Annotated in this window: 11 protein-coding genes and 1 tRNA gene; 5 read left to right on the forward strand and 7 right to left on the reverse strand. The window is 62.6% G+C overall.

The annotated features are described in order from the left end of the window. Nucleotides 1-15: 15 nt before the first annotated feature. Nucleotides 16-831, reverse strand: a complete 816-nt coding sequence (locus BV106_RS21110; protein WP_038167887.1) for a sugar phosphate isomerase/epimerase family protein — start codon at nucleotides 829-831, stop codon at nucleotides 16-18. 178 nt (nucleotides 832-1,009) lie between these two features. Between BV106_RS21110 and BV106_RS21115 the strand changes: the two genes are divergently transcribed. After that, a tRNA-Met gene (locus tag BV106_RS21115) sits at nucleotides 1,010-1,084 on the forward strand. Nucleotides 1,085-1,453: 369 nt separating this feature from the next. Here the strand turns inward: BV106_RS21115 and BV106_RS21120 are convergent. Then, nucleotides 1,454-2,215, reverse strand: a complete 762-nt coding sequence (locus BV106_RS21120) for a hypothetical protein (protein ID WP_038167889.1) — start codon at nucleotides 2,213-2,215, stop codon at nucleotides 1,454-1,456. A 2,396-nt stretch (nucleotides 2,216-4,611) separates the two neighbouring features. Here BV106_RS21120 and BV106_RS35995 point away from each other — a divergent pair. Beyond that, a complete protein-coding gene (locus BV106_RS35995; protein ID WP_051946136.1) occupies nucleotides 4,612-6,753 on the forward strand; it encodes a sensor histidine kinase in 2,142 nt (713 codons plus the stop codon). 57 nt (nucleotides 6,754-6,810) lie between these two features. Here the strand turns inward: BV106_RS35995 and BV106_RS21130 are convergent, their stop codons facing one another. Next, nucleotides 6,811-7,449 (reverse strand): response regulator transcription factor, encoded by a 639-nt coding sequence (locus tag BV106_RS21130; RefSeq protein ID WP_038167891.1) that lies wholly within the window; start codon nucleotides 7,447-7,449, stop codon nucleotides 6,811-6,813. A gap of 99 nt (nucleotides 7,450-7,548) precedes the next feature. Between BV106_RS21130 and BV106_RS21135 the strand changes: the two genes are divergently transcribed. Continuing rightward, nucleotides 7,549-10,380, forward strand: coding sequence for a hypothetical protein (locus tag BV106_RS21135; RefSeq protein WP_038167893.1), 2,832 nt, complete (start codon nucleotides 7,549-7,551; stop codon nucleotides 10,378-10,380). Between the two features lie 717 nt (nucleotides 10,381-11,097). On the opposite strand, the gene vccD is transcribed toward BV106_RS21135, so the two are convergent. The 4 genes from vccD to vccA all read right to left on the reverse strand — a co-directional run bounded on the left by vccD (nucleotide 11,098) and on the right by vccA (nucleotide 17,553). Next, nucleotides 11,098-11,733, reverse strand: coding sequence for a Verru_Chthon cassette protein D (gene vccD, locus BV106_RS21140; RefSeq protein ID WP_038167895.1), 636 nt, complete (start codon nucleotides 11,731-11,733; stop codon nucleotides 11,098-11,100). A 20-nt stretch (nucleotides 11,734-11,753) separates the two neighbouring features. After that, the gene (gene vccC, locus BV106_RS21145; RefSeq protein WP_038167896.1) at nucleotides 11,754-12,956 is read right to left on the reverse strand and encodes a Verru_Chthon cassette protein C; all 1,203 of its coding nucleotides are present in this window, start codon (nucleotides 12,954-12,956) and stop codon (nucleotides 11,754-11,756) included. Nucleotides 12,957-13,021: 65 nt separating this feature from the next. Then, nucleotides 13,022-13,495 (reverse strand): Verru_Chthon cassette protein B, encoded by a 474-nt coding sequence (gene vccB, locus BV106_RS21150; protein ID WP_265595913.1) that lies wholly within the window; start codon nucleotides 13,493-13,495, stop codon nucleotides 13,022-13,024. A 71-nt stretch (nucleotides 13,496-13,566) separates the two neighbouring features. Continuing rightward, nucleotides 13,567-17,553 carry a Verru_Chthon cassette protein A gene (gene vccA / locus BV106_RS21155; protein WP_038167901.1) on the reverse strand — a complete coding sequence of 1,329 codons (3,987 nt, stop codon included), beginning with the start codon at nucleotides 17,551-17,553 and terminating at the stop codon, nucleotides 13,567-13,569. 642 nt (nucleotides 17,554-18,195) lie between these two features. On the opposite strand from vccA, the gene BV106_RS21160 reads away from it, so the two are divergent. Then, a complete protein-coding gene (locus BV106_RS21160; protein ID WP_265595914.1) occupies nucleotides 18,196-19,101 on the forward strand; it encodes a hypothetical protein in 906 nt (301 codons plus the stop codon). Next, nucleotides 19,098-19,301 (forward strand): hypothetical protein (locus BV106_RS21165; protein WP_265595915.1); only part of this gene is annotated, 204 nt, incomplete at its 3' end. The genes BV106_RS21160 and BV106_RS21165, both read left to right, overlap by 4 nt.

Raw genomic sequence — 19,301 nt, forward strand, 5'->3', positions numbered from 1 at the left:
ACTCCCGACCAAGGGCTATGCGGCCATCACTTGCTTGAGGTAGGCGATGCTCTTCTCGGCGATCACCTTGGGCCCCATCGTATAGTCGAAGACCTCGGTGCTCAGCCAGCCATTGTAGCCGACCTCGCGCAGGGCGGCGATGATGGGCTCATACTTCACCTCGCCCATGCCGGGGCCGAGGAGGTTGGGATCATTGGTGTGGAAGTGAATGAACCAGTCCTTGCTCTGGCGGATGATGTCCGGGATCGGGGTGCTCTCATCGCTCATGGCCTTCACATCCAGGTGCAGCTTGCAGCCCGGGTGATCCACGGCCTTGCAGAAGTCGATGCCCTCTGCGGCGGTGTTCATGAAGTTGGTCTCCTTCCGGCCCAGCGGCTCCATGGCCAGGACGGCACCGTTTTCCCAGGCGACCTCAGCCACCCCGCGAACGACGTCCACGGCGCGCTTGAAGGACTCCTGCGCGTCCCAGTCCGGCTGCAGGTTGCGGGCCTTGGGGCTGCCCCAGACCATCACCTTGCCACCCAGCGCTCCGCAGAAGCGGCCCAGATGCTGGCCGAACTTGAGCACGTCCTTGCGCAGCATCGCATCCGGCGTGGTCATGCTGAACCACGTGGGGCGGGTGAGGAGCCAGTGCAGGCCGATGATTTCCAGCCCAAAGGACTGGGCGATCCGCACCAGCCGGGTGGCATCCGCCAGGGTCAGGTCGCGAGGGTCTTCCTTCAGAGTGAAAGGGGCCAGTTCCAGCCCCTGGTAGCCACAGGCTGCCGCATCTTCACACACCTTTTCAAAAGGTGCATTGCCCCAGTGTTCATTGCAGATCGCAAAACGCATGGAACTGCTTCTATACGAGCGCGGGAGGGAAGGCAACTGTTCCCCATGATGAATGCACCAAAGGTCCGGCTCACGGAGGGGCGGGAAGCAGAAACTTTTGAGCAAAAAACATGTCGGATTGGTTGACAATTCCGGCCGCCTGCATAACCTCACACTCCCGCGAATAACCAATACTCATGGCAGGGTAGCTCAGCGGTAGAGCAGGGGACTCATAAGCCCTTGGTCGGGAGTTCGATTCTCCCCTCTGCCACCACTTTTTTCATAAGTGGGAAGGCGCCGGAATGGCGATGAAAAAATCCCGCGCGATAGATTTGGCCTGAAGGCTGAAGCTGCCGGAAGTTTTGCGATGTGCCAGACGCTGAGACAGGTATAGTGCTGGGCTGCCAAGGAACCCAAGGGGATCACCTTGGAGGTGTTGATGGCGGTGAGGAGGAAGCGGATGCTGTCGGCCTTCCCACCTGATTGTCCTCTGCGGAGGTACCCAACGTTGACTCGCTTAGGGCTCGTCCAACGTTGGGCTGTGTTAGAGATCCCCGCTGGGGATCAGCTTCGAACTGGGGCGGGCATTTCCAGGTGGTTCCTTGGCGCCCACCCCAAAAAGCGCGTGAATGGTCTGTTGTCTCTACTGCGGCGCGTTGTGCCGGGCGATTTCATAGACCCGCAGGGTGCGCTTGCCGCCATCTGAGGAGTCGTACTTGCGGGTGCCGTCGCGATTGGCCTGAATGCAGAACTCGTCCTGATCGGCCACGTCTTTGGGGAGATTGCCAGTGAGGACCACAAGGGTGCCGGTGGGCCACATGCCCGCGGCGGACATAACCACGGGTACAGCCGCTCCGGCTGCGATAGACTGGGGGTCGAGGGTGGGCGGGCGTTCGGACATCTTTTCGGCCACGAGGAAGTCTTCCTCGACCGAGACAACGCGCACGTTGATGATCTCGGTGTCCACTTTCATGGCCTCACGGCTGATCCAGGTCATGCCGACGGGGCGCAGCTTGGGGCGGCTCTTTTCCAGGCGGGCCATTTCTGCGTCGTAGAGGAGCTTGCGATCCTTTTCCGCCCGGGCGGTGGCATCGAGTGAGGCGGAGTCCTGCGAGTTCCGGTAAGCCTGGGCCGCAGTGGCATCGTAGTTGATCGCCTTCTGCCAATCCTCTGGCATGTGCTCGTACGGGACCTTGGCCGTGCCCGCGGAGTGGGAGACCCTGACGCCATCCGGTTCGATCTTGGTGACCGTGCAGTTCAGCAGGGTGATGGTGCCCCCTGGTTTGGGGAAGGTGATAGAAGCCGCCGTGGCTCCCTCCTGGGCTTGGGCCATGCCAGCGGCTGAGAGGCAGGCGATGGTGACGGTGAAGACAACGGGCACCAAGAGACGGTGAAGAGACTTCATGGGAGTTTGGGGGAGAGGCCGGAGTGTGCGGTTACGCCTTTGGACGCAGTTCAGCCTGTGGGTATTCAGGTGATTTTACGTCATTTTTTGACCCGCTCTGCGGGAGACGCAAGCCCGCTTCGCGGGAGACACAAGACTGGAAGACACAAGACGCAAGACTTGAGCTGGCGCATGGGAGGGTAGGCCGGGCTTTGGGACACCATGCACACCCTTTTTGGTAGTTTGCCGATATAGGGGCCTCGCGAGCACGGTTTCATGCGGGGGCAGAATGAGGCTGGAGACGTGGCGCGAGGGTGGAGATGGCAGACGCTTTGGTTAGTGCCTGCCAGGGAACCTTGGGGGGCGAAATGCCGTCTGGGGATTTCTCAAAACAGCCTTGTCCAGAGGAGCTTGGGGAGCGCACGCATCTTGCGTGCTGTTCGCGGCATCTTGCCGGGAACGTCAGGCAGCGTGGGGCCTCGTGAGGCGCAACCAAGAAGTCGTGCCACATCGCATTCGAGAGACGTGGAGGTGTTGGTGGCGGTGGGAGGGAGAGGATGATGGCGGCCTCTACACCTGAGTAGCATCGCTGGACGGCACCCAACGTAGACTCGCTGGAAGCTCGTCAACGTTGGGCTTGTAGCCCCATCCTCTTCGAGGAAGAGCTTCGACTGAGTGCGTGGAGGGCGTCGGTTCCTTGGCGGCCACCCCCCAAAGAGAGCGCGATTGGGATAGGTGGCAAGGAACCGCCTCTGGCTCAGCCCTCAGTAAGTCCCCTCAGAGGATTTGGGCCTGAAAGGCCCACAGAGCCCAGCCCAGGGGCAAAGGCCACGAAGTGGACGGAGACCCTGGGTGCCTCCAAAGAGGATGATCAGGTGGGAAGGCCGACAGCATCTGCTTCCTCCCCGCCGCTATCAACATCTCCACGTCGGTTGGACCTGATGTCATGCGCTGACTGACGTTCGCGGCAAGATGCCGCGAACAGCACGCAGGGATGCGTGCGCTCCCCGAGCTTCCCAGGCACTTGCCCAAGTGGGTCGATGGCCGCAAGGCCGTAGCCTGTACGATTCCTTCAAGTGAATGGCTCAGACGGGTACTTTGCGACACCATCGACACCCTTTTTGGTAGTTCACCGAAATAGAGAGGGGGTGCTTTTTTGGCGTAACTCGGAAATATGGTGTCGATGGTGTCGCAAAGCGGGATCTGAGTTGCCCTGTGCAGTAAGCCGCCAGCAGCGTGATGAGGAGTCAGTGGGTCTGGGGTGATTGTCATCAATCCCTCCGGCCACTGACCGACGGGGACCGTCGGACTACTCCTGCAGCGTCGCTATGGGTGTAGTCCGGATGTGCCATCCGGCTCAGTCGCTGCGGGTAGGTAGGAGCAAGTGGCCGATAGGTCGGATTTGCAAGCAGCGTGTCAGCTTGGGTGAATGGCTCAGACGGGTACTTTGCGACACCATCGACACCCTTTTTGGTAGTTCACAGAAATAGAGAGGGGGTGCTTTTTTGGTGTAACTTGGAAATATGGTGTCGATGGTGTCGCAGAGAGGGATAGCTTGCCCCGTGCAATCAGCCGTCAGCAGCGTGATGAGGAGTCAGTGGGTGTGGGATGATTGCCATCAATCCCTCCGCTTACTGACCGACGGGGACCGTCGGACTACTCCTGCAGCGCCGCTATGGGTGTAGTCCGGATGTGCCATCCGGCTCAGTCGCTGGGCGTAGGGAGGGATCAGCTCTCAGACGGGGTGCTTTGCGACACCATCGACACCTTTTTTGGTAGTTCACCGAGATAGAGAGGGGGTGCTTTTTTGGCGTAACTTGGAAAAAGGGTGTCGATGGTGTCGCAGAGGGGGATTGTTTGCCTCGTGCAGTAAGCCGCCAGCGGCGTGATGAGGAGTCAGTGGGTGTGGGATGATTGCCATCAATCCCTCCGCTTACTGACCGACGGGGACCGTCGGACTACTCCTGCAGCGCCGCTATGGGTGTAGTCCGGATGTGCCATCCGGCTCAGTCGCCGCGGGTAGGTGGGAGCAAGTGGCCAGTCTGTAGGATTTGCAGGCAACGCGTCAGCTTGGGTGAATGGCTCAGACGGGTACTCCATAACACCATCAACACCCTTTTTGGTAGTTCACAGGAATAGAGAGGGGGTCTTTTTTGGCGTAAGTTGGAAATATGGTGTTGATGGTGATATGGAGAGGGTGCTCAACACGACCTCATGGGACGTTTGTACGGGACCGGGACAAGAATGTCCCTTCCTCCTTTTACCGAGTCGTTTTGACTGCCCAGCCCCTCCCAGATGCCAGCTCCAGTCTTGCGTCTTGTCTCCAGCGAAGCGTGTGAACTAAAGATTGAATCGCATCGGGTTACCAAGTCTCATGAGGTTGGAGCAAATCGATGGGTTCCACCTTGTCGTCGTTCATGGGCTACGCCATTTCACAACTCAAAGGTCGATGGATCGGCGCGGTTCTTTGGCTCTGCTGCCTGCCAGCATTCGCACAGGAGGTGCCGCAGGTGCTCACTGAGTGCGCGGCCATCCGGTCTCTGCCACGGGAGGTGGCGGCGCAGGGGCGTCCGGTGCAGCTGCGGGGTGTGGTGATGTTTTGCTACCGGAAGAAGGACGGGGCGATGGTGGTGCAGAATGGGGGCGTGGGCATCTATGTGCACGGCCTGAGGGTGCCGGATGCATCCTTGCCGGGCTGGCTGGCGCGGGGCACGGTGATCGAGCTGACGGGCGTGACGGAGGCGGGGAATTTCGCGCCCGTAATTCAGGCGCAGAAGATTCGTGTGCTGGGCACGGAGCCCCTGCCGGTGCCTGCGCCAGTTAGTTTCTCTGAACTGCTGGACGGGAAATGGGACTGCCAGTTGGTCCGGCTGCGCGGGGTGGTGCAATCTGTGGAGGAGCGACCGAATGACGCTGAGCGCGTGCGGCTGGAGCTCACGGCCAATGGCGGACGCATCACGGTGAATGTGCTGGAGTCCCTGCCCGATTTGCCTCGGCTCGTGGATGCGGAGGTGGAGGTGGAGGGCGTGAACTTCACGTACTTCAACAACCGGAGGGAACTGGTGGGAGCTCGCGTGCAGGTGATGAATGCAGGCGATGTGCGCGTGCTGAAGCGCGGGCCGGAGGATCCGTTTGCGGTGCCGGAGCTGCACCTTTCCACCCTGCGACCCTTCTCGCCCAGCGGGGTGACGTATCATCGACGTCGCTGCACCGGTACGGTGACGCTGGCGCGGCCGGGGCAGTTTTTCTATCTGCAGGAGGGTGGGCGCGGCGTGCGGGTAGAGACGCGTGATCAGACCCCGCTCCAGCCTGGCGACCGTGTGGAGGCGTCAGGGTTCGTCGAGGTGGGGGATCACTTTGGCAAGTTGCGGGAGGCAGTGGTGCGGAAGGTGGGAGTCGCCCCGCGACCTGAGCCCCTTCAGATCCAGCGCAAGCGGGTACTTGGCACGAACCTGCCGGGCAGCGAAACGGACGCAGACGATGTGGATGGGCTCTATGCAACACTGCAAGGGCGGCTGGAGAAGGTGGACCTCTCTGACGCTGAAGGGCCGCGACTGCTGGTGGAAAGCGAAGGGCGATTGGTCTCGGCGACGCTCGGCAGAGACACGCCACCGGCGGCGCTGGGGCGGTTCGAGCCCGGGAGCGAAGTGCGGATCGATGGGGTGATCCGCGTCGAGCTGGCGTCAGGATGGCCGGCACAGGATTTTCCGCGCCCGGTGAACTTCCGCCTCTATGTCCACGGGCCGGGGGACGTCCAGCTTGTGCGTGCTGCGCCGTGGTGGACGCCACAACGGCTCTGGTTGCTGCTGGGAGGCATCTGCACGGTGTTGGCGGTAACTCTGGGGTGGAACTGGCTGCTGCGCCGCCGCGTGGAGCAGCGGGGCTCCCAGCTGGCTCAGGAGATGAGCGCCCGGCGTGAGGCGGCGGTGGAGTTCGATGCGACCCTGCGTGAGCGTGAGAGGCTGGCGGCGGACCTGCATGACAGCCTGGAGCAGTCCCTCACCGGCATGGCGCTCCAGCTGGAGGCAACCGAGGCGCTGCAAAGAGAAGCCCCCGCCCGCAGTGCGCAGCATCTGGGCCTGGCGCGGCAACTCCTGACCCGCAGCCGGGAGGAGGTACGCCGATCCGTGTGGAATCTGCGCTCCCAGGCGCTGGACAACCGCTCCCTGGCGGATGCTCTGCGCGAGACGGCGGCAGGCTTTGCCGAAGGGCAGGCGCTCCGCATCGAGGTGGCGAGCGAGGGGGCTGCCCGCCCCCTGCCTGATGTTATTGCCGGGAACCTGCTGCTGCTGGCGCGTGAGGCCCTGACAAACGCCATCAAGCACGGCGCGGCGAGGAACATCAAGGTCAGCGTGGTCTACCACGCGGCAGACGTGGAGGTCGCGGTGAAGGACGATGGCAAGGGGTTCGACCCCGGCAATCACCCCGGACCCCGGGACGGGCACTTCGGCCTGCAGGGGATGCGGGAGCGGATGAAGCGGCTCAATGGTACGCTGGCCATTACCAGCACTCCAGGGCAGGGGACGCGCGTCTCTGCCACGGTGCCAGTTGCACCCTAGAACCGCGGGGTTGCTTCAGGCTGCCTTTCACCCGGGGCGCAGTGCTACGGCGCAACACTACGGGGTGCCCAGCTGAAGCAGTCCGCGCTGGAATCCGTTGGCCACCGCTTCCGCCCGGTCGGCGGCCTCCAGCTTCACCAGGATGGCTTTGACGTGCGCCTTGGCCGTGTGCTCGGTGACGCCGAGCGCGACTCCGATGTCCTTGTTGGAAAGGCCGCGACGTAGGTAGTCCAGCACCTCCAGCTCGCGCGGAGAGAGGGAGCGTCTCTGGGCTCGCTCCACCAGCCGGGCCTCCAGCAACGGGGGGACAGCCCGCCCGCCCGCCTGCACGCGGCGGATCGCCTCGGCGAGTTCCGCCCGCTGCGCCGTCTTGAGCAGGTAGCCCGCCGCACCCGCCTCGATGGCCTGGAAGATGTCTTCCTCCAGCTCTGAAGTGGTGAGCATGATGATGCGCGCCTCAGGGTATTCCGCGCGGATGCTCCGCAGAGCCTCCACGCCGCTCGCGCCAGGCATGCGCAGATCCAGCAGGGTGATATCCGGCCCGAGCGCACGGAACTGTACCAGCGCACCCGCTGCATCTTCGGCCTCACCGGCGATGACAAAGTCCGGCTCCAGGCCCAGCACGGCCGCCAGCCCCATCCGCACGACCAGGTGGTCATCCACAAGCATCAGACGGATCGGCTTCTTAGGGGGCATCGCTGGCAAAGATTCCCCGTCCGGCACCTGCCTGCAACCTCCCGGGCATTGCTCTTTCGGGTAATAGCGCACGCCTGGGGCAATCCGTAGCATGCGGGTATGACCAACGTCAGTCGCGTGCTTCCTCACTCACCAAGAACCAGCCGCACCGCAGTTCTGCGCCCCCAGATTCTCGCCGGATGGCTTGTGGCGGGGGTGGCGGTTCTCATCGGGTTGGCAGCGCTGGTGCCCTCCTTGCCAGCAGCGGTGCGGCTCTCCGGCCCGGCGGGGTCCAACCAGTTCGACAATCGCGTCCGGTTTCTCACCACGGGTGGTTTTGCCCTCCCGGATGGGGACTGGACCATCGGGATCTGGGACAACTACTTCCAAGGGAACGGCGGCTGGCTCATCGCCACGAATGTTCCCACGGCCACCACCTCCACGCTCAGCCTCTGCTTTGACAAGACAAGGGGCCGCTACGTGGTGGGCGGTATGGACAGCGCGGGGAATGCTTTTGGCAGCGCGGGCACGGTGAGCGGCGTCGCAGGCACCCTGCCGGGCGGCTATGCCTCCCGCATCACGGGCAAGTTTACCCCGCGGCTTCACATCATCCGACGCCGGGCCGGGTACAGCGAGTATCTAGTGGCAGAGGGCGGTCACGCCCCGGTGCTGGTAAGCAGCCAGCAGCGGACCTTTGTGGGATTCCCCTTGCGGAACTGGTGGATCGGCTGCCACAGCGAGTGGGCCGAGCTCTATGATGGGGATGTGGAGGGCTTCTTCTTTGCCCCGGCAGCGGTGAGTGATCGGGACATCGCCCTCATGGCGGCGGGGCAGAAGCCCACCAGCAGCGCGAGCCTCAATGGCAACGTGCCCGCCTACTTCCCGCTGGAGACCGCGCAACTGGCCACGACGACCAACCCGCTGGCACTGGGAAATCAAGGAAACAACAGCTCCATCGGCTTGAACCGTATGGGCCCCGTGACACGCTTCTGGGACGGCCCGATGCTGCGGGGGGCCACGGTGGAGAACAACACGCCCGCTCAGGTCACAGAGCCGACGAATGTGGTCGCCCTCAACAGCTTCCAGCCCTTCCAGATCATCCGGCATCTGAACGGCTCGGCAGATGTGCGTTTCACGGGGTTCGACTACGGCACGGACGTGGCGGATATCCAGATCCGCTTCATCGATGTGGAGCACGCCACCGCCACCCCCTGGCAGCCGCTGCTGACTGGCTCGGTCGGCGGCACGGCCATCGACGTCACCGTGCCGGTCCCCAAAGGTTACTGGAAGACGATCGAGACCCGGCGGGTCAATTCCGTGGGCGGAACAGGTAACAGCAATCGTCCCAATCGCACCTGGTCCCGATGGGCGGTGGGCGAGGTGGTAGTGGTCTGGGGAGACAGCATTCAGGGGCAGGTGGAATCCACCGGCCGGGCCAGCATTGTCGCTGCCAACGGCTTCACGGCGAAGTATCCCAGCACTTATCCCAACACCATTCCGAGTGATACCAATCCCCTCTACAACGGGATGTGGAACCTGCTCGGTGGAGTGGGCATGGGTGGCGGCACCCAGGGGGAGAATGAGATTGCCAACAACCTCTCTGCCGCCTCCCAGTCCTGCGTGGGCATCACCGTGGTCTGGGCGGGCGCCACGCGGCTGGCCTACTGGAACGGCCGTCTGGGCTCCACGCCCTACACCGGGGCCAAGGCGCTCTGCCTGGCGAATGGCGGACTGAACAAGCCGAACGTCATCACCTGGGTCACGAACCTGGCGAGTGCCAAGTACAACGATGACTTCTACGATGATCTGGAGCGGTTCAAGACGGCGCTCAATGCCGACTTTGGCGAGGGCACCTGGCGACTCGTCGTGGCCCCCACGCCGGTCATCTTCAGTCCGGAGCCGGTCACCCCGAGCAGCTTGCACATCGTGAGAGAGGCCACCTCCCGCTGGGTGCAGGACAATTTGCAGTGCGCCGCATTCGGAGGCATCTTCTTTGATCACCTGACCTATGACGGCGTGCATCCGGAGGGAGCGGCCTGGAACATCATGGGCCCACGCTGGGGGAATGCGGTGGCCCATCTGCGGGCACCGTCCACCTATGCTGATCCTCGCGGCGGGGAGATCGAGAAGTTCTACCGCTCTGGCGGGAATCTGCTGGTGAAGGTCAAGTTGTTTGCGGGAACCGCCCTCAGTCTGAAGGACCCGGCGGTGAACATCAGCGGGTTCACGGTTTCGAGTGATAACTTCACGACCACGATCCCGCTCAGCTCGGTCACGCTGGTGAACGGTACCACCGTGAAGATCGTTCCTTCTTCACCCTTGCCGGGAGGGCCGCTGAAGCTGCGCTATCTCTTTGGCAGACCGGGGTCATCCGGCACCACCCTGGCGGCCCTGGGGGCGGACAACATGCTTTACGTCAATGCGGGGCCGACCAACCTCATTGCCATCCAGCCGATCTACGGCACGTCCAGCAGCTCCTGGGCGCTGGTGGAGGGAGCGGCACCGCCTGCCCCCTCCGTGTCCTGGCAGGGAAATCAGTTTACGCCCGCGGAAATAACTGGGGGACAGGCGAGCATGACGGGGGACTTCGATCTGGACGGTGTGCCTACGCTGTTGGAATACGCGTTCGGCGGGAATCCGAGATCGCAGGACGCGGCGCTGATCACGCCTGTGGCGGGAGTGGAAGGGGATCAGTTGCAGATCTCCTTTCACTGTGATGCGAACTGCACAGATGTGACTTACACCGTGCAGGCCTCTGAGACGCTGGAGGCCACCTCATGGACCGACATCGCACGAAGTATCGGCGGGGCACTGACGCTGCCCGTGGGGGCACTCAGCAACGTGGCTGATGCTGGCGCAGGGCGGAGACTGGTGACCGTGACGGATGCGACGCCGATCTCGACCGTGAGCAGGCGGTTTCTCAGAGTCAATATCGAGGAAACGACTCCGTAGTGGTGGTCGAGCGGGGGAAGCTCCGACTGACGGGCCTCAAATGGCCTGTGGCTGAGGAGCTCGGGGAGCGCACGCATCTTGCCGCGAACTGAGGGGACTTTCTGGGGGTTTAGGCGGAGTCAGAAAGCGACCGCGTGCCCAAGGGCCGCTCCATGGCCGCGAGGAATCGGGAGCTGGGGGGTGAGGTGATCTCATGGGACGCTTGGAGCGGACCAAGACAGGAATGTCCCTCACTCCTTTTACTGAGTTCACCGGAAGCTGCGATTCGAGACTTGAATTTATCACGGTGCCGCGCTTGGTGACCGTGACGGATGCGATGCCATTGTCCCCCATTTGCGAATGAGTTGAGGGCTGAAAGCCCGGCGTAATATCAGCCTTGGGCAACGCCCAAGGTAGGTCCCAGATGTAGATGTTGAGGGCTGAAAGCCCGGCCTCATTCAGGAATGCTCGTGGTGGGCAGGCTTGATGAGGCCGGGCCTTCAGCCCTCAAAGGTTGTTTGGTCATCTATTCCTTGGGCGTTGCCCAAGGCTGAAATCATGCCGGGCCTTTGGCCCTCCTGACGTGGAATTCCTGCCATCGGTAATGAGGCCGCGCCATCGTGACTCCACGGCACCATGCGCCCATGCCGCGCTCACCCCCAGAAACTCACAACGGCAACGTTGGGTCACCCGTTGCCGTTGCTCGTTTGTCTGCCTGCATCTCTCACTCAACCAAACTCAATAAACTGTGGTATGCCCGGTCACTGGCTGCAGGACCATGGAACGATAGTTGTCCGGCAGCGCGTCGGGGGTCTTCATTTCGTTCTCCTTCACAAAGGTGAAGACGGCGTCAGGTGTGCGCGTCAGCGTGGTGGTGCCGTTCGGCAGGAACATGAAGGACACGTAGTTGCGCACCGCGCCACGCAGCGGGATTGCATCCTCCGGCGGGGACTGCACGGGCAGATTCTTGATGGAGGTGTACTCTGCCGTCTCGTGAAGGATGATGTCATCCTCGAAGTACTTCACCTCCGTGAGGTTCTTGTAGATGGCCTTGCCGTCGGTCGGGTTGTAACCCGTGAGACGCACGAGCTGGAAGGCCCGGAAGGCGGTGGCTGAGCCGCCCCCCAAGTCATCCGGCATCTGGTAGAAGCGGATCTCCACGGGGAAGTTGTCCTTCTGGGCCATGAGGACGGCCTGGGAGCACTCGGAGGCGACCCCTCTGGCCTGGGCGGTGAGTTTTTGAGCCTTCCAGGCGGAGCTGACGTTCAGGCTCAGGGCCATGAGCACGCCGATCAGGGCCATCACCACCATGATCTCGATGAGGGTGAAGCCCCGGGCAGGGTGATTCAGACGGATGGTTCTAGGAGAGTTCATCAGGCGGAAAGGGCGGTTCCTCAGAGTTTTTCCCGTTCAGTGATCCACTTGGAGGCGCGCAGGGTCACGGTGGTGGTGAAGACCTTGTAGTGGATGTCGAGCGCATTCAGACGCGTCTCGATGGTGTCGATCTCATAGGTCTTGTTTTCGAGCGCCTTGTTGAGGTCCGGGGAGAAGTTCGTCGCCGTGGTCAGCAGGCCTTTGAAGACGTCGCGGATCTTGGTCTCGGCACCCGCTTCACCTTCACGTTGCACGAGCCGGTCGTAGGACTTCTCGTCCGTGGCGATCAAGGTGAGCTCCAGCATGGCTGGCGGCTGGTTCTTGCTGGAGAGCACATCCTGCGCCGTGTTGCTGGGGCGCCATTGGTAGAGGCGGGTATCGTACTCGTAGGACTGCTTCTTGCGGGTGTCCGTCACGCTGTTGGCCGTGGAGGAGCCGCCGGTGGTCACGTAGATGTAGGGGACGATGACCAGGGCGAGGATGTTGTCCGCCAGGGGCACGGCGTAGTCCGCAGTGGCCCCGGTGCTGTTCTTGAACGGGCCGCGGAACCAGCGGTAGATGTCATTCTTGGCAGTCTTCGCCCCGATGTTGAAGGTCGGGTCGAACAGGATGGACACGTCTGCAGGCTGGCGGAATTCCATGAGGCGGAAGCGCTTCCGCTCCGGGTTCATCTGCAAGGGCATGCCCGTGCGCATGAAGGTGGGCCTGCGGGTGAGGTCCGTGCCGTAGTCCACATAGTAGCCCCAGCAGTTCAGCAGATCGCTCATGCCGGAGATGGAGGAGCCCATCGTGGTGGCGGGGTCAGAGTCCCCCAGCAGGGCCTGGAAGAAGACGCCGTGCCCGTTGCCGGTGGCATTGGGCATGAGGTTCTTCACCCCGTCCTGAACGTAGTGCAGGTCGCTAAGGCGGCTGTAGTACTTGGGGGTCGGGTTGGCGGCCGTGGGGTTGTCATACACATAGCCCCAGTAGCTGTTGAGCGTGGCCTGGGAGAGCTTGCGCGCCATGGACTCGAAGGCCAGGCGTGCGTCCTCGAACTCCTCCACCTGCGCCTGCGACCGGGCGACCACGTTCTGCATGTTGCTCAGCAGGCTGGTGAGCATGAGCACCATGACCGCGAGGATGGCCACGGAGAGCATCAGCTCGATGAGCGTGAAGCCGCTGCGTCGCGGGCGCGCCGCCGCCGCAGGGGCGGGAGCGGGGGCTGGCTGGATGGGCGTGTGCATCTTCGTGGACTTGGACTTGGACGTGGATGGGAATGGGGGACCTGGAGTGTGTGGGGGCGTTGCGGCTACAGCTTGGTCTGTTCAAGGTTGGCCACGATCACGTTCCGCTCGTGGTAGAGCAGGGGGTCGTTGAAGGCGTCGGCATTGTTGATCTGGCTGGTGATCAGCACCTTCAGCTTGCGCAGATGCTTGGATGGCGTGGAGTCTCCCGCCAGGGTGGGCGGGGCGGACTTGTCCACCACGGTGCGCGCGGTGATGGCGTGGTCGATGTCGCCCTTCTTCAAGGCGGTGCCGCGGATGTCGAAGTAGAACTCCTTGTCCGGCAGGGTCATGGAAGCGCCCGGTGAGCCCCAGCTGATCATCTGGTAGGTGCCCACCACGGACTGGACAATGCGTGCCTCGGCTTGTTTCAACGAACTCTTGCGCAAGTCATCCAACCCGGTGGGGATGAGAGCCACGAGCGTGAGGACCGCGATGGAAACGATGCCGAGGGCGGTTACGGTTTCCACGAGGGAGAAGGCTTTGGGGCTGCTTTTCATGGGAGTCATAGTAAAAAGGGGGGAGGGGGTTTTAGGATGTTTTGGGGTTCAGTAAGGGGCAGGTCGGGGGATCAAGGGGTGAACTGTTTGCGCTGAATGATGCGGATCCGGTAGAAGGTGTCCCAGGAGAACTTGAAGCTGCCAGCTCCGATCATGGCAGCGGCCACCTGGCTTTCGTTGGGGTCCAGATAGCGCTCCATGATGGTGGAGCCGCGGTACTCAGAAGCCACTGAGTCACGTCCCTCCACCCACTCGGTGGGTTCGGCGGAGCGGGCCTTGCGGAGGGTCTGCACCCGGTAGTGCACCGTGAAGGTGTTCGACTTGGTCGTCAGGCGCGGGTAGATGTGGTTGTACGGTTCCTCGCGGGAGTTGTCGCCCGTGAGCTCCATGGCATCCACGTCACCCAGGTTGCCGTTCCACCACTTGGTCATCTCGTTGTAGTTGGTGGGCGGTACGGCGGCGTCAGAGGCGTAGGTCTTCCCGCTGAGCCGCTGGGGTACGAGGAAAATCTCGCAGATCTCCGAGGCGGAGTGGAAGATGTCGCCCGTGTTGAACCGGTTGCGGAAACCCTGCAGCGTCGCCGTGGAGTTCACCGCATAGCGCAGCTCGTTCGTATGCGTCGTGCTGGCATCAGTCTGCTTGTACACGGCGGAACCGCTCTTGTTATAAGCACCGGAGCCGGAACTGGTCGTCGTCACGCCCGTGCCCTTGCCACCGGCCGAGCTGGGTGAGATGGCGGTGAGGCGGGTGGACTTGAGCACGGCCCGGATCCCGGTGGTACGCTCGATGTGGGTGAACGGGGCCATCTGGTAGTTCATGTTGATCTTGCCCGCGGTCGAGAGGGGCTCGCTGATGGCATAAGGTTCCGTGATGGGCATCCAGAAGAGGTCCAGCATGAGATGGTCACGCGGAGCACCAAATCCCGGGTGGTCCGATGCGCTCGGCTCCACATTGGGGTCGCTGGAGCGGGAGGCAGGGTTCGGGCAGAAGAGGAGCGTCTGCCAGGGCTTCACCCCGGCAGGGGCGCTGATGTTCATCCCCGTGGGCAGGGAGCCGAAGGCGACCGCGGAGGCGATCTGGCGGCTCGGTGAGTAGGTCACGCCCGTCTCCTTATCAAAGTGGTGACGGCTCATGTAGGGCGATCCAGAGGCGTTGCCTTCATCGGGCTTCCGGATGTACGGACCGTCGGCGATGATGCCCACGCCGTTGTCCCAGTCGCCAGGCGCCTGATTGCTCGCGGTGGTGGTGAGGTAGGCGCCATCCAGTCCACGGGGCACGGCGGGTGGGCAGCCGCGCGAGTAGACGAAGCCCTTCACCAGGGTGCCTGCGGTATTGTGGTTGGACTGGCGTCCGCTCTGCTCACCCCAGTTCTCCGCGGCGGGCAGCGCTCCGGCATTGGGGCCGAACTGGCCATTGCTGGCAGTCAGGTCTGTGCGCAGGAACTGGCGGCGCTCCGCATTGATGTCGGCATAGTCGCGGTGCACGTTGAACCAGTTGGCCGGCACCACCTTCATGCCGGAGTAGAGGCGGAGGTCGCCCTTCGGTGGCGCATTTACATCTGCCTCCACGGAGCGGACAATGTCACCATCGCAGATGAGGCGGGGTTCGTAGCGGCCCCCGTCCTTGTTGAAGCGGGAGTCCAGCGTGGGGTACGTGGCATTCAGGCGGGGAAGCTTGAACTTCACCGGCGTCGTGGGGAAGGTCATGTTGATGGTCTGAACCAGCTTGTTGTCATCCACCGCGCCGGTCCAGCCGGGGTAAGTCTTGATGGTGAAGGCCCCACCGGTGAAGGTGAAGTCCGCCGCGCCATCAGGGATCTCGAAGGACTGCCCGACGAAGGGATACACGCCCACGCCGCCGCCACTGGCTCCCGGCGTAGGGACCTTGGCCGAGCTGCCTGCCGCCAGCAGGTTGCCCATGCCGGTGAAAGGGGTGTTGCCGCAGGCCAGCTCGCCAAAGGTGCCTTCTGTGACGTTGCAGAGGTTGTCCATCGTCCCGGCAAAGCCGAGGCTCTGGTCCGCTCCAGTTCCCACCTTGGCCTTGAACCCATCCATGCCCTGGATGCGGTAAATGATATTGGCCGTCATACTGGCCGGGCCGCTCGTGGGGACGAAGGGTTCCATCAGGATGTACGGCTGGATGCGGTCCTTGGCATTGGCACCGGTGCCCTTGATGCGCATGAACACGATGGCCACCTCGGTGATGGTGGGCCAGCGGCCATAGCCACGTGCCACGACGGTGGTGCTCTCACGGATGTCCATCGGCACGGCGCTGGACTGCCCCTTGTTCCCGTCGATACGGTCAGGCAGGTAGGTGTAGGTGGGCCAGCCACCCGCAGACACGGAGCTGTAGCTGTTGATGCCCCAGCGCAGCAGGTCGAACGCTCCGGCGCCGATCTGGTCGCGCTCACGCTCGCCGTACTTCTGTTTCATGGACTTCACGCCAAATCCGGGCGGCGGCTGGGCTTCCAGTCCGGTGGCCCCACCGATGCCGCCGGTGAGGGCGCGGTAGTAGCTGTGGAACATGGCGTCATTGCGCATCGTGCCGGGGTAGTCCGCCCTCGGGTCCTGGGAGGAGCCAGGATCACCGCTGGTGAAGTTCTTTTCTCGAACCCAGTACCACTGACGGTCGGTGGTGCCGGTCGTTTCACTCATGAAGGCCAGCAGCTTGTCCTTGGGGTTGCGCTGGGCGGGGTCCTTGGACTGCGGCCAGAGACTGATGCGCGGCTTGCCAAAGAGGTTGAGCTCCGGAGCCCGGCTGTGCGCGGTGAGGAAGAACTTGCCCAGCTCCAGGGAGGAGGCATCCAGGCCGGTGAGGTTCTGCTGACGGGCGGGGTCGAAGAACATCTCCTCCACGCTCGCATAGAGGCGCTCCTGCTTGGCAGGCAGGCCCGTGGTGGCGCTGCCCGGCGTGGTCGTGCCCGCCATGGTGCCGCCCCAGGGAGTTCTGGGGGAGAGCTTGTGAAGCCGGGCGTACACGGCCGTGTTCGGCGTGAAGGCAGGGTCCACATAGAAATCACTGCCGAAGGCCTGGAACACCGTGCTCAGGCTGGTGGCCGCAGGATGGCCGGGATAGCGGCTGAACTCATTCTGCGCCGGCACGCGGGCGGCGTAGTCCTTGTCCGTCTGGTTCGTGGAAACAGGGATCTGCCACTCACTGCCTTCACTGGCGGTGTTGATGTTGATCTTGTTGCTGTCATCGTCCGTCCAGAAGGCCACGCGTCCGACGATCGGGTTGGCCTTGGTAGGGGAGGCGGTGCCACCTGCACCCGTGCCTGCAGTGAAAGTCGCCTTCGTGGCGTCTGCGGAGGTGGGGGTCACCAGCGTGCCGTCCTGCAGCACATACATCCAGCGCACCGGCATGGGCACCCGTGCAGCCAGGTCGATCCGGGTGGTGGCCTTCACGGTGCCTGCCACGGTGGCAGTGCCAGTGGGAGCGCCTGAGCCGCCGCTCGCATAGTAGTCGAAGCCGTCAATCGCATAGCCAGACGGGCCAGGGGCTGCGGCCCGGGGATCCAGAATGGGGAACTTGAAAGCAGGCGTCTTGCCGGGCACAGGCACGGGCTCATTAAGGTCCGTGAACATCCCGGGCTTGGTATTCCAGGTGGCAAGATCATCCGTGTCTTCCCGGAGGGCTGCGGCCGCCTCAGTCGGGTTCATGCCGCTGGCGGTGGACGTGGCACCGGATTTGGTCACCACGAGTTTGTCATCCGAGTAGAGCTTGTAGAGACCCACGGCCTTCCCGCGGAAGTTGGAGATGTCGGGCTCCACACCGTACACGCGGATCATGCCGGGCTGGGAGGACCAGGTTTTGAAAGCGGTCTCCGTCCCCACTGGGGCGAGGTTCTCCGTGGCCTTGCGCAGCTGGGAGACTACCAGGTTCACTGGCACGTCCGTGAGGTTACGCACCTCCACGCTCTCTGCGAAGCTGGTGGAAGACTTGGATTCCGTCTGCACCATCGAAAAGAAGGCAAGGACGAGCGTGACGAGGATGGTGAGGATGCTCAGTACAATGACGAGCGCGGCACCCTGATTTTGTTGTTGGGGGGACTTTCTCATGCGGCGGAGTCGGTCGTGATATTTGTATCATTCTATTGGAAGTTCGTACCGGATGGCAATTACGGATCTGCCAATACAATGTGTGTACTCCGTTAGTAGGGAGCCACTTATGCGCCGGATCAGCCTGTGGCGGGGCTTGGCGCGTTTTTTGCGGTTTCAGACGTGCTAATGGCACCCTGATATCCGTTACGGCGGCTGATTTATCCCAATATCAGGCCGTGGACTACCATATTCAAAGGTCCTGCTTACTCGCCATCGAGCCACCGGAGACGCCTCTATCAGATAAACTCTGCTTTTGGGCGATATCGGAATGTAAATTCCGATTTATTGATGGTGCTCGGAGAAAAACTAGCGGGGAATCGACGATATGCCCTCACTGGCTAAACGCTGCGGGCGAACGAATCTTAGCACAGCTTGAAAAATTTCATGTGTTTTTTTTGGGGCGCGATGTGGATTTGGAATATGCCGAGAACGAAAACATGCGGATCGCAGCGTCACGGAAGGCTTGACGCGTGTTTTTGTGCCGTCGAAAACTTTGGCATGATTGGTAAAAGGCCCGTGTTTTTTACGCTGTTGGTAATGGGAGCCCTTTTTTGGGGTGAATTGGGCGCAAAACCGTTGGGCCCGGTTCCGGTCGGAGCCGTGGCCAATTTGCAGTTCCATAAGGCCCCCGAATTCGTCTTGGGGGAGGCCATTGAACTGACCTTCGTGCTGCGAAACGGGGGACCTCTGCCGCTGAAGGCTCAAACAGGCGGGGACTACCGGGCCACGGGGTTTCCCACCCGGTACAAGTTTGATGTCGTCGATGACGCCGGATTGAAGGCAGAGCCCACGGTGTGGTTCGACATGGGAGGGATCATCGGGGCACCCCATGAGGTGGAGCCGCTCCGGGAATACCGGGAGCAGCTGGTCCTGCAGAACTATGTGAGGATCGATCACCCAGGGGAATACTTGGTCAAGGTGCATCACGACTTCGGCTGGAAGGCGACGCCGGAACGGCCGTATCCGGTGGCGGAAGCCCGGATCAAAGTGGTGCTGCCCTCTGCCGAGGAGGCAGGCAGGCGGGTGCAGGCACTGGCGAGAAAGAATGATCACCTCCAGTCCTCCCAGCTGGGCCAGTACTGGAACAGCCCGCCCTTTGTCCTGATGATCCACCCCATTTACCTCCCAGCGCTGGAGCAGGCCGCCGCCGGGGGCTGTCTTCAGGCGTTCGAGGGCATTCATCGCATTCGCAATACCGATGCGACCCGGGCTCTGGCGCGGCTGCTGGAGAGTGACCAGCCAGAGGTGGCAAGTGCCGCGGCGCTCTTCCTTGCCAAGCGCCTGCCGGTGCCGAACTGGAAGGAACGCCCGCTCCGGACCCTTCAGGGCTTCACCACGCCCGGTGGGGAGCAGGAGCTGTATGAGCATCGCTATTGGGTCCCGGAGCTGGATGTGACGGTGACCAAGACGGCGCGGAAGATGATCACTCGGTCAGAGCCAGATGCCGTGGGGCGGGCGGCGCACCTGCTGGGCAGGCTGGGGAGGTGGCGGATGCGGAGTTGGTGATCCAGGCACTGGATCGCACTGTCCGGACCACCAAGGATCGCACAGATCCCAAGGGCGAGATCTTTCTCGCGGCTGCTCCAGGGCCCGCCTTGCTCAGTGCTCTGGAAGACATCCAGATCCGCGGCTGGAAGTTCGACTTCTCTGAAGGCGGCGATCCACCCGCGCCAGGGAGGTTGTGGGCTGGCCTCTGGCTGATGGCG

Source organism: Verrucomicrobium sp. BvORR106 (genome assembly GCF_000739655.1).
Classification (GTDB): domain Bacteria; phylum Verrucomicrobiota; class Verrucomicrobiia; order Verrucomicrobiales; family Verrucomicrobiaceae; genus Verrucomicrobium.

Coding starts and splice junctions, on each gene's coding strand:
- BV106_RS21110 (WP_038167887.1), bottom strand. CDS start 831: ATGCGTTTTGCGATCTGCAATGAACACTGGGGCAATGCACCTTTTGAA.
- BV106_RS21120 (WP_038167889.1), bottom strand. CDS start 2,215: ATGAAGTCTCTTCACCGTCTCTTGGTGCCCGTTGTCTTCACCGTCACC.
- BV106_RS35995 (WP_051946136.1), top strand. CDS start 4,612: ATGGGCTACGCCATTTCACAACTCAAAGGTCGATGGATCGGCGCGGTT.
- BV106_RS21130 (WP_038167891.1), bottom strand. CDS start 7,449: ATGCCCCCTAAGAAGCCGATCCGTCTGATGCTTGTGGATGACCACCTG.
- BV106_RS21135 (WP_038167893.1), top strand. CDS start 7,549: ATGACCAACGTCAGTCGCGTGCTTCCTCACTCACCAAGAACCAGCCGC.
- vccD (WP_038167895.1), bottom strand. CDS start 11,733: ATGAACTCTCCTAGAACCATCCGTCTGAATCACCCTGCCCGGGGCTTC.
- vccC (WP_038167896.1), bottom strand. CDS start 12,956: ATGCACACGCCCATCCAGCCAGCCCCCGCTCCCGCCCCTGCGGCGGCG.
- vccB (WP_265595913.1), bottom strand. CDS start 13,495: ATGAAAAGCAGCCCCAAAGCCTTCTCCCTCGTGGAAACCGTAACCGCC.
- vccA (WP_038167901.1), bottom strand. CDS start 17,553: ATGAGAAAGTCCCCCCAACAACAAAATCAGGGTGCCGCGCTCGTCATT.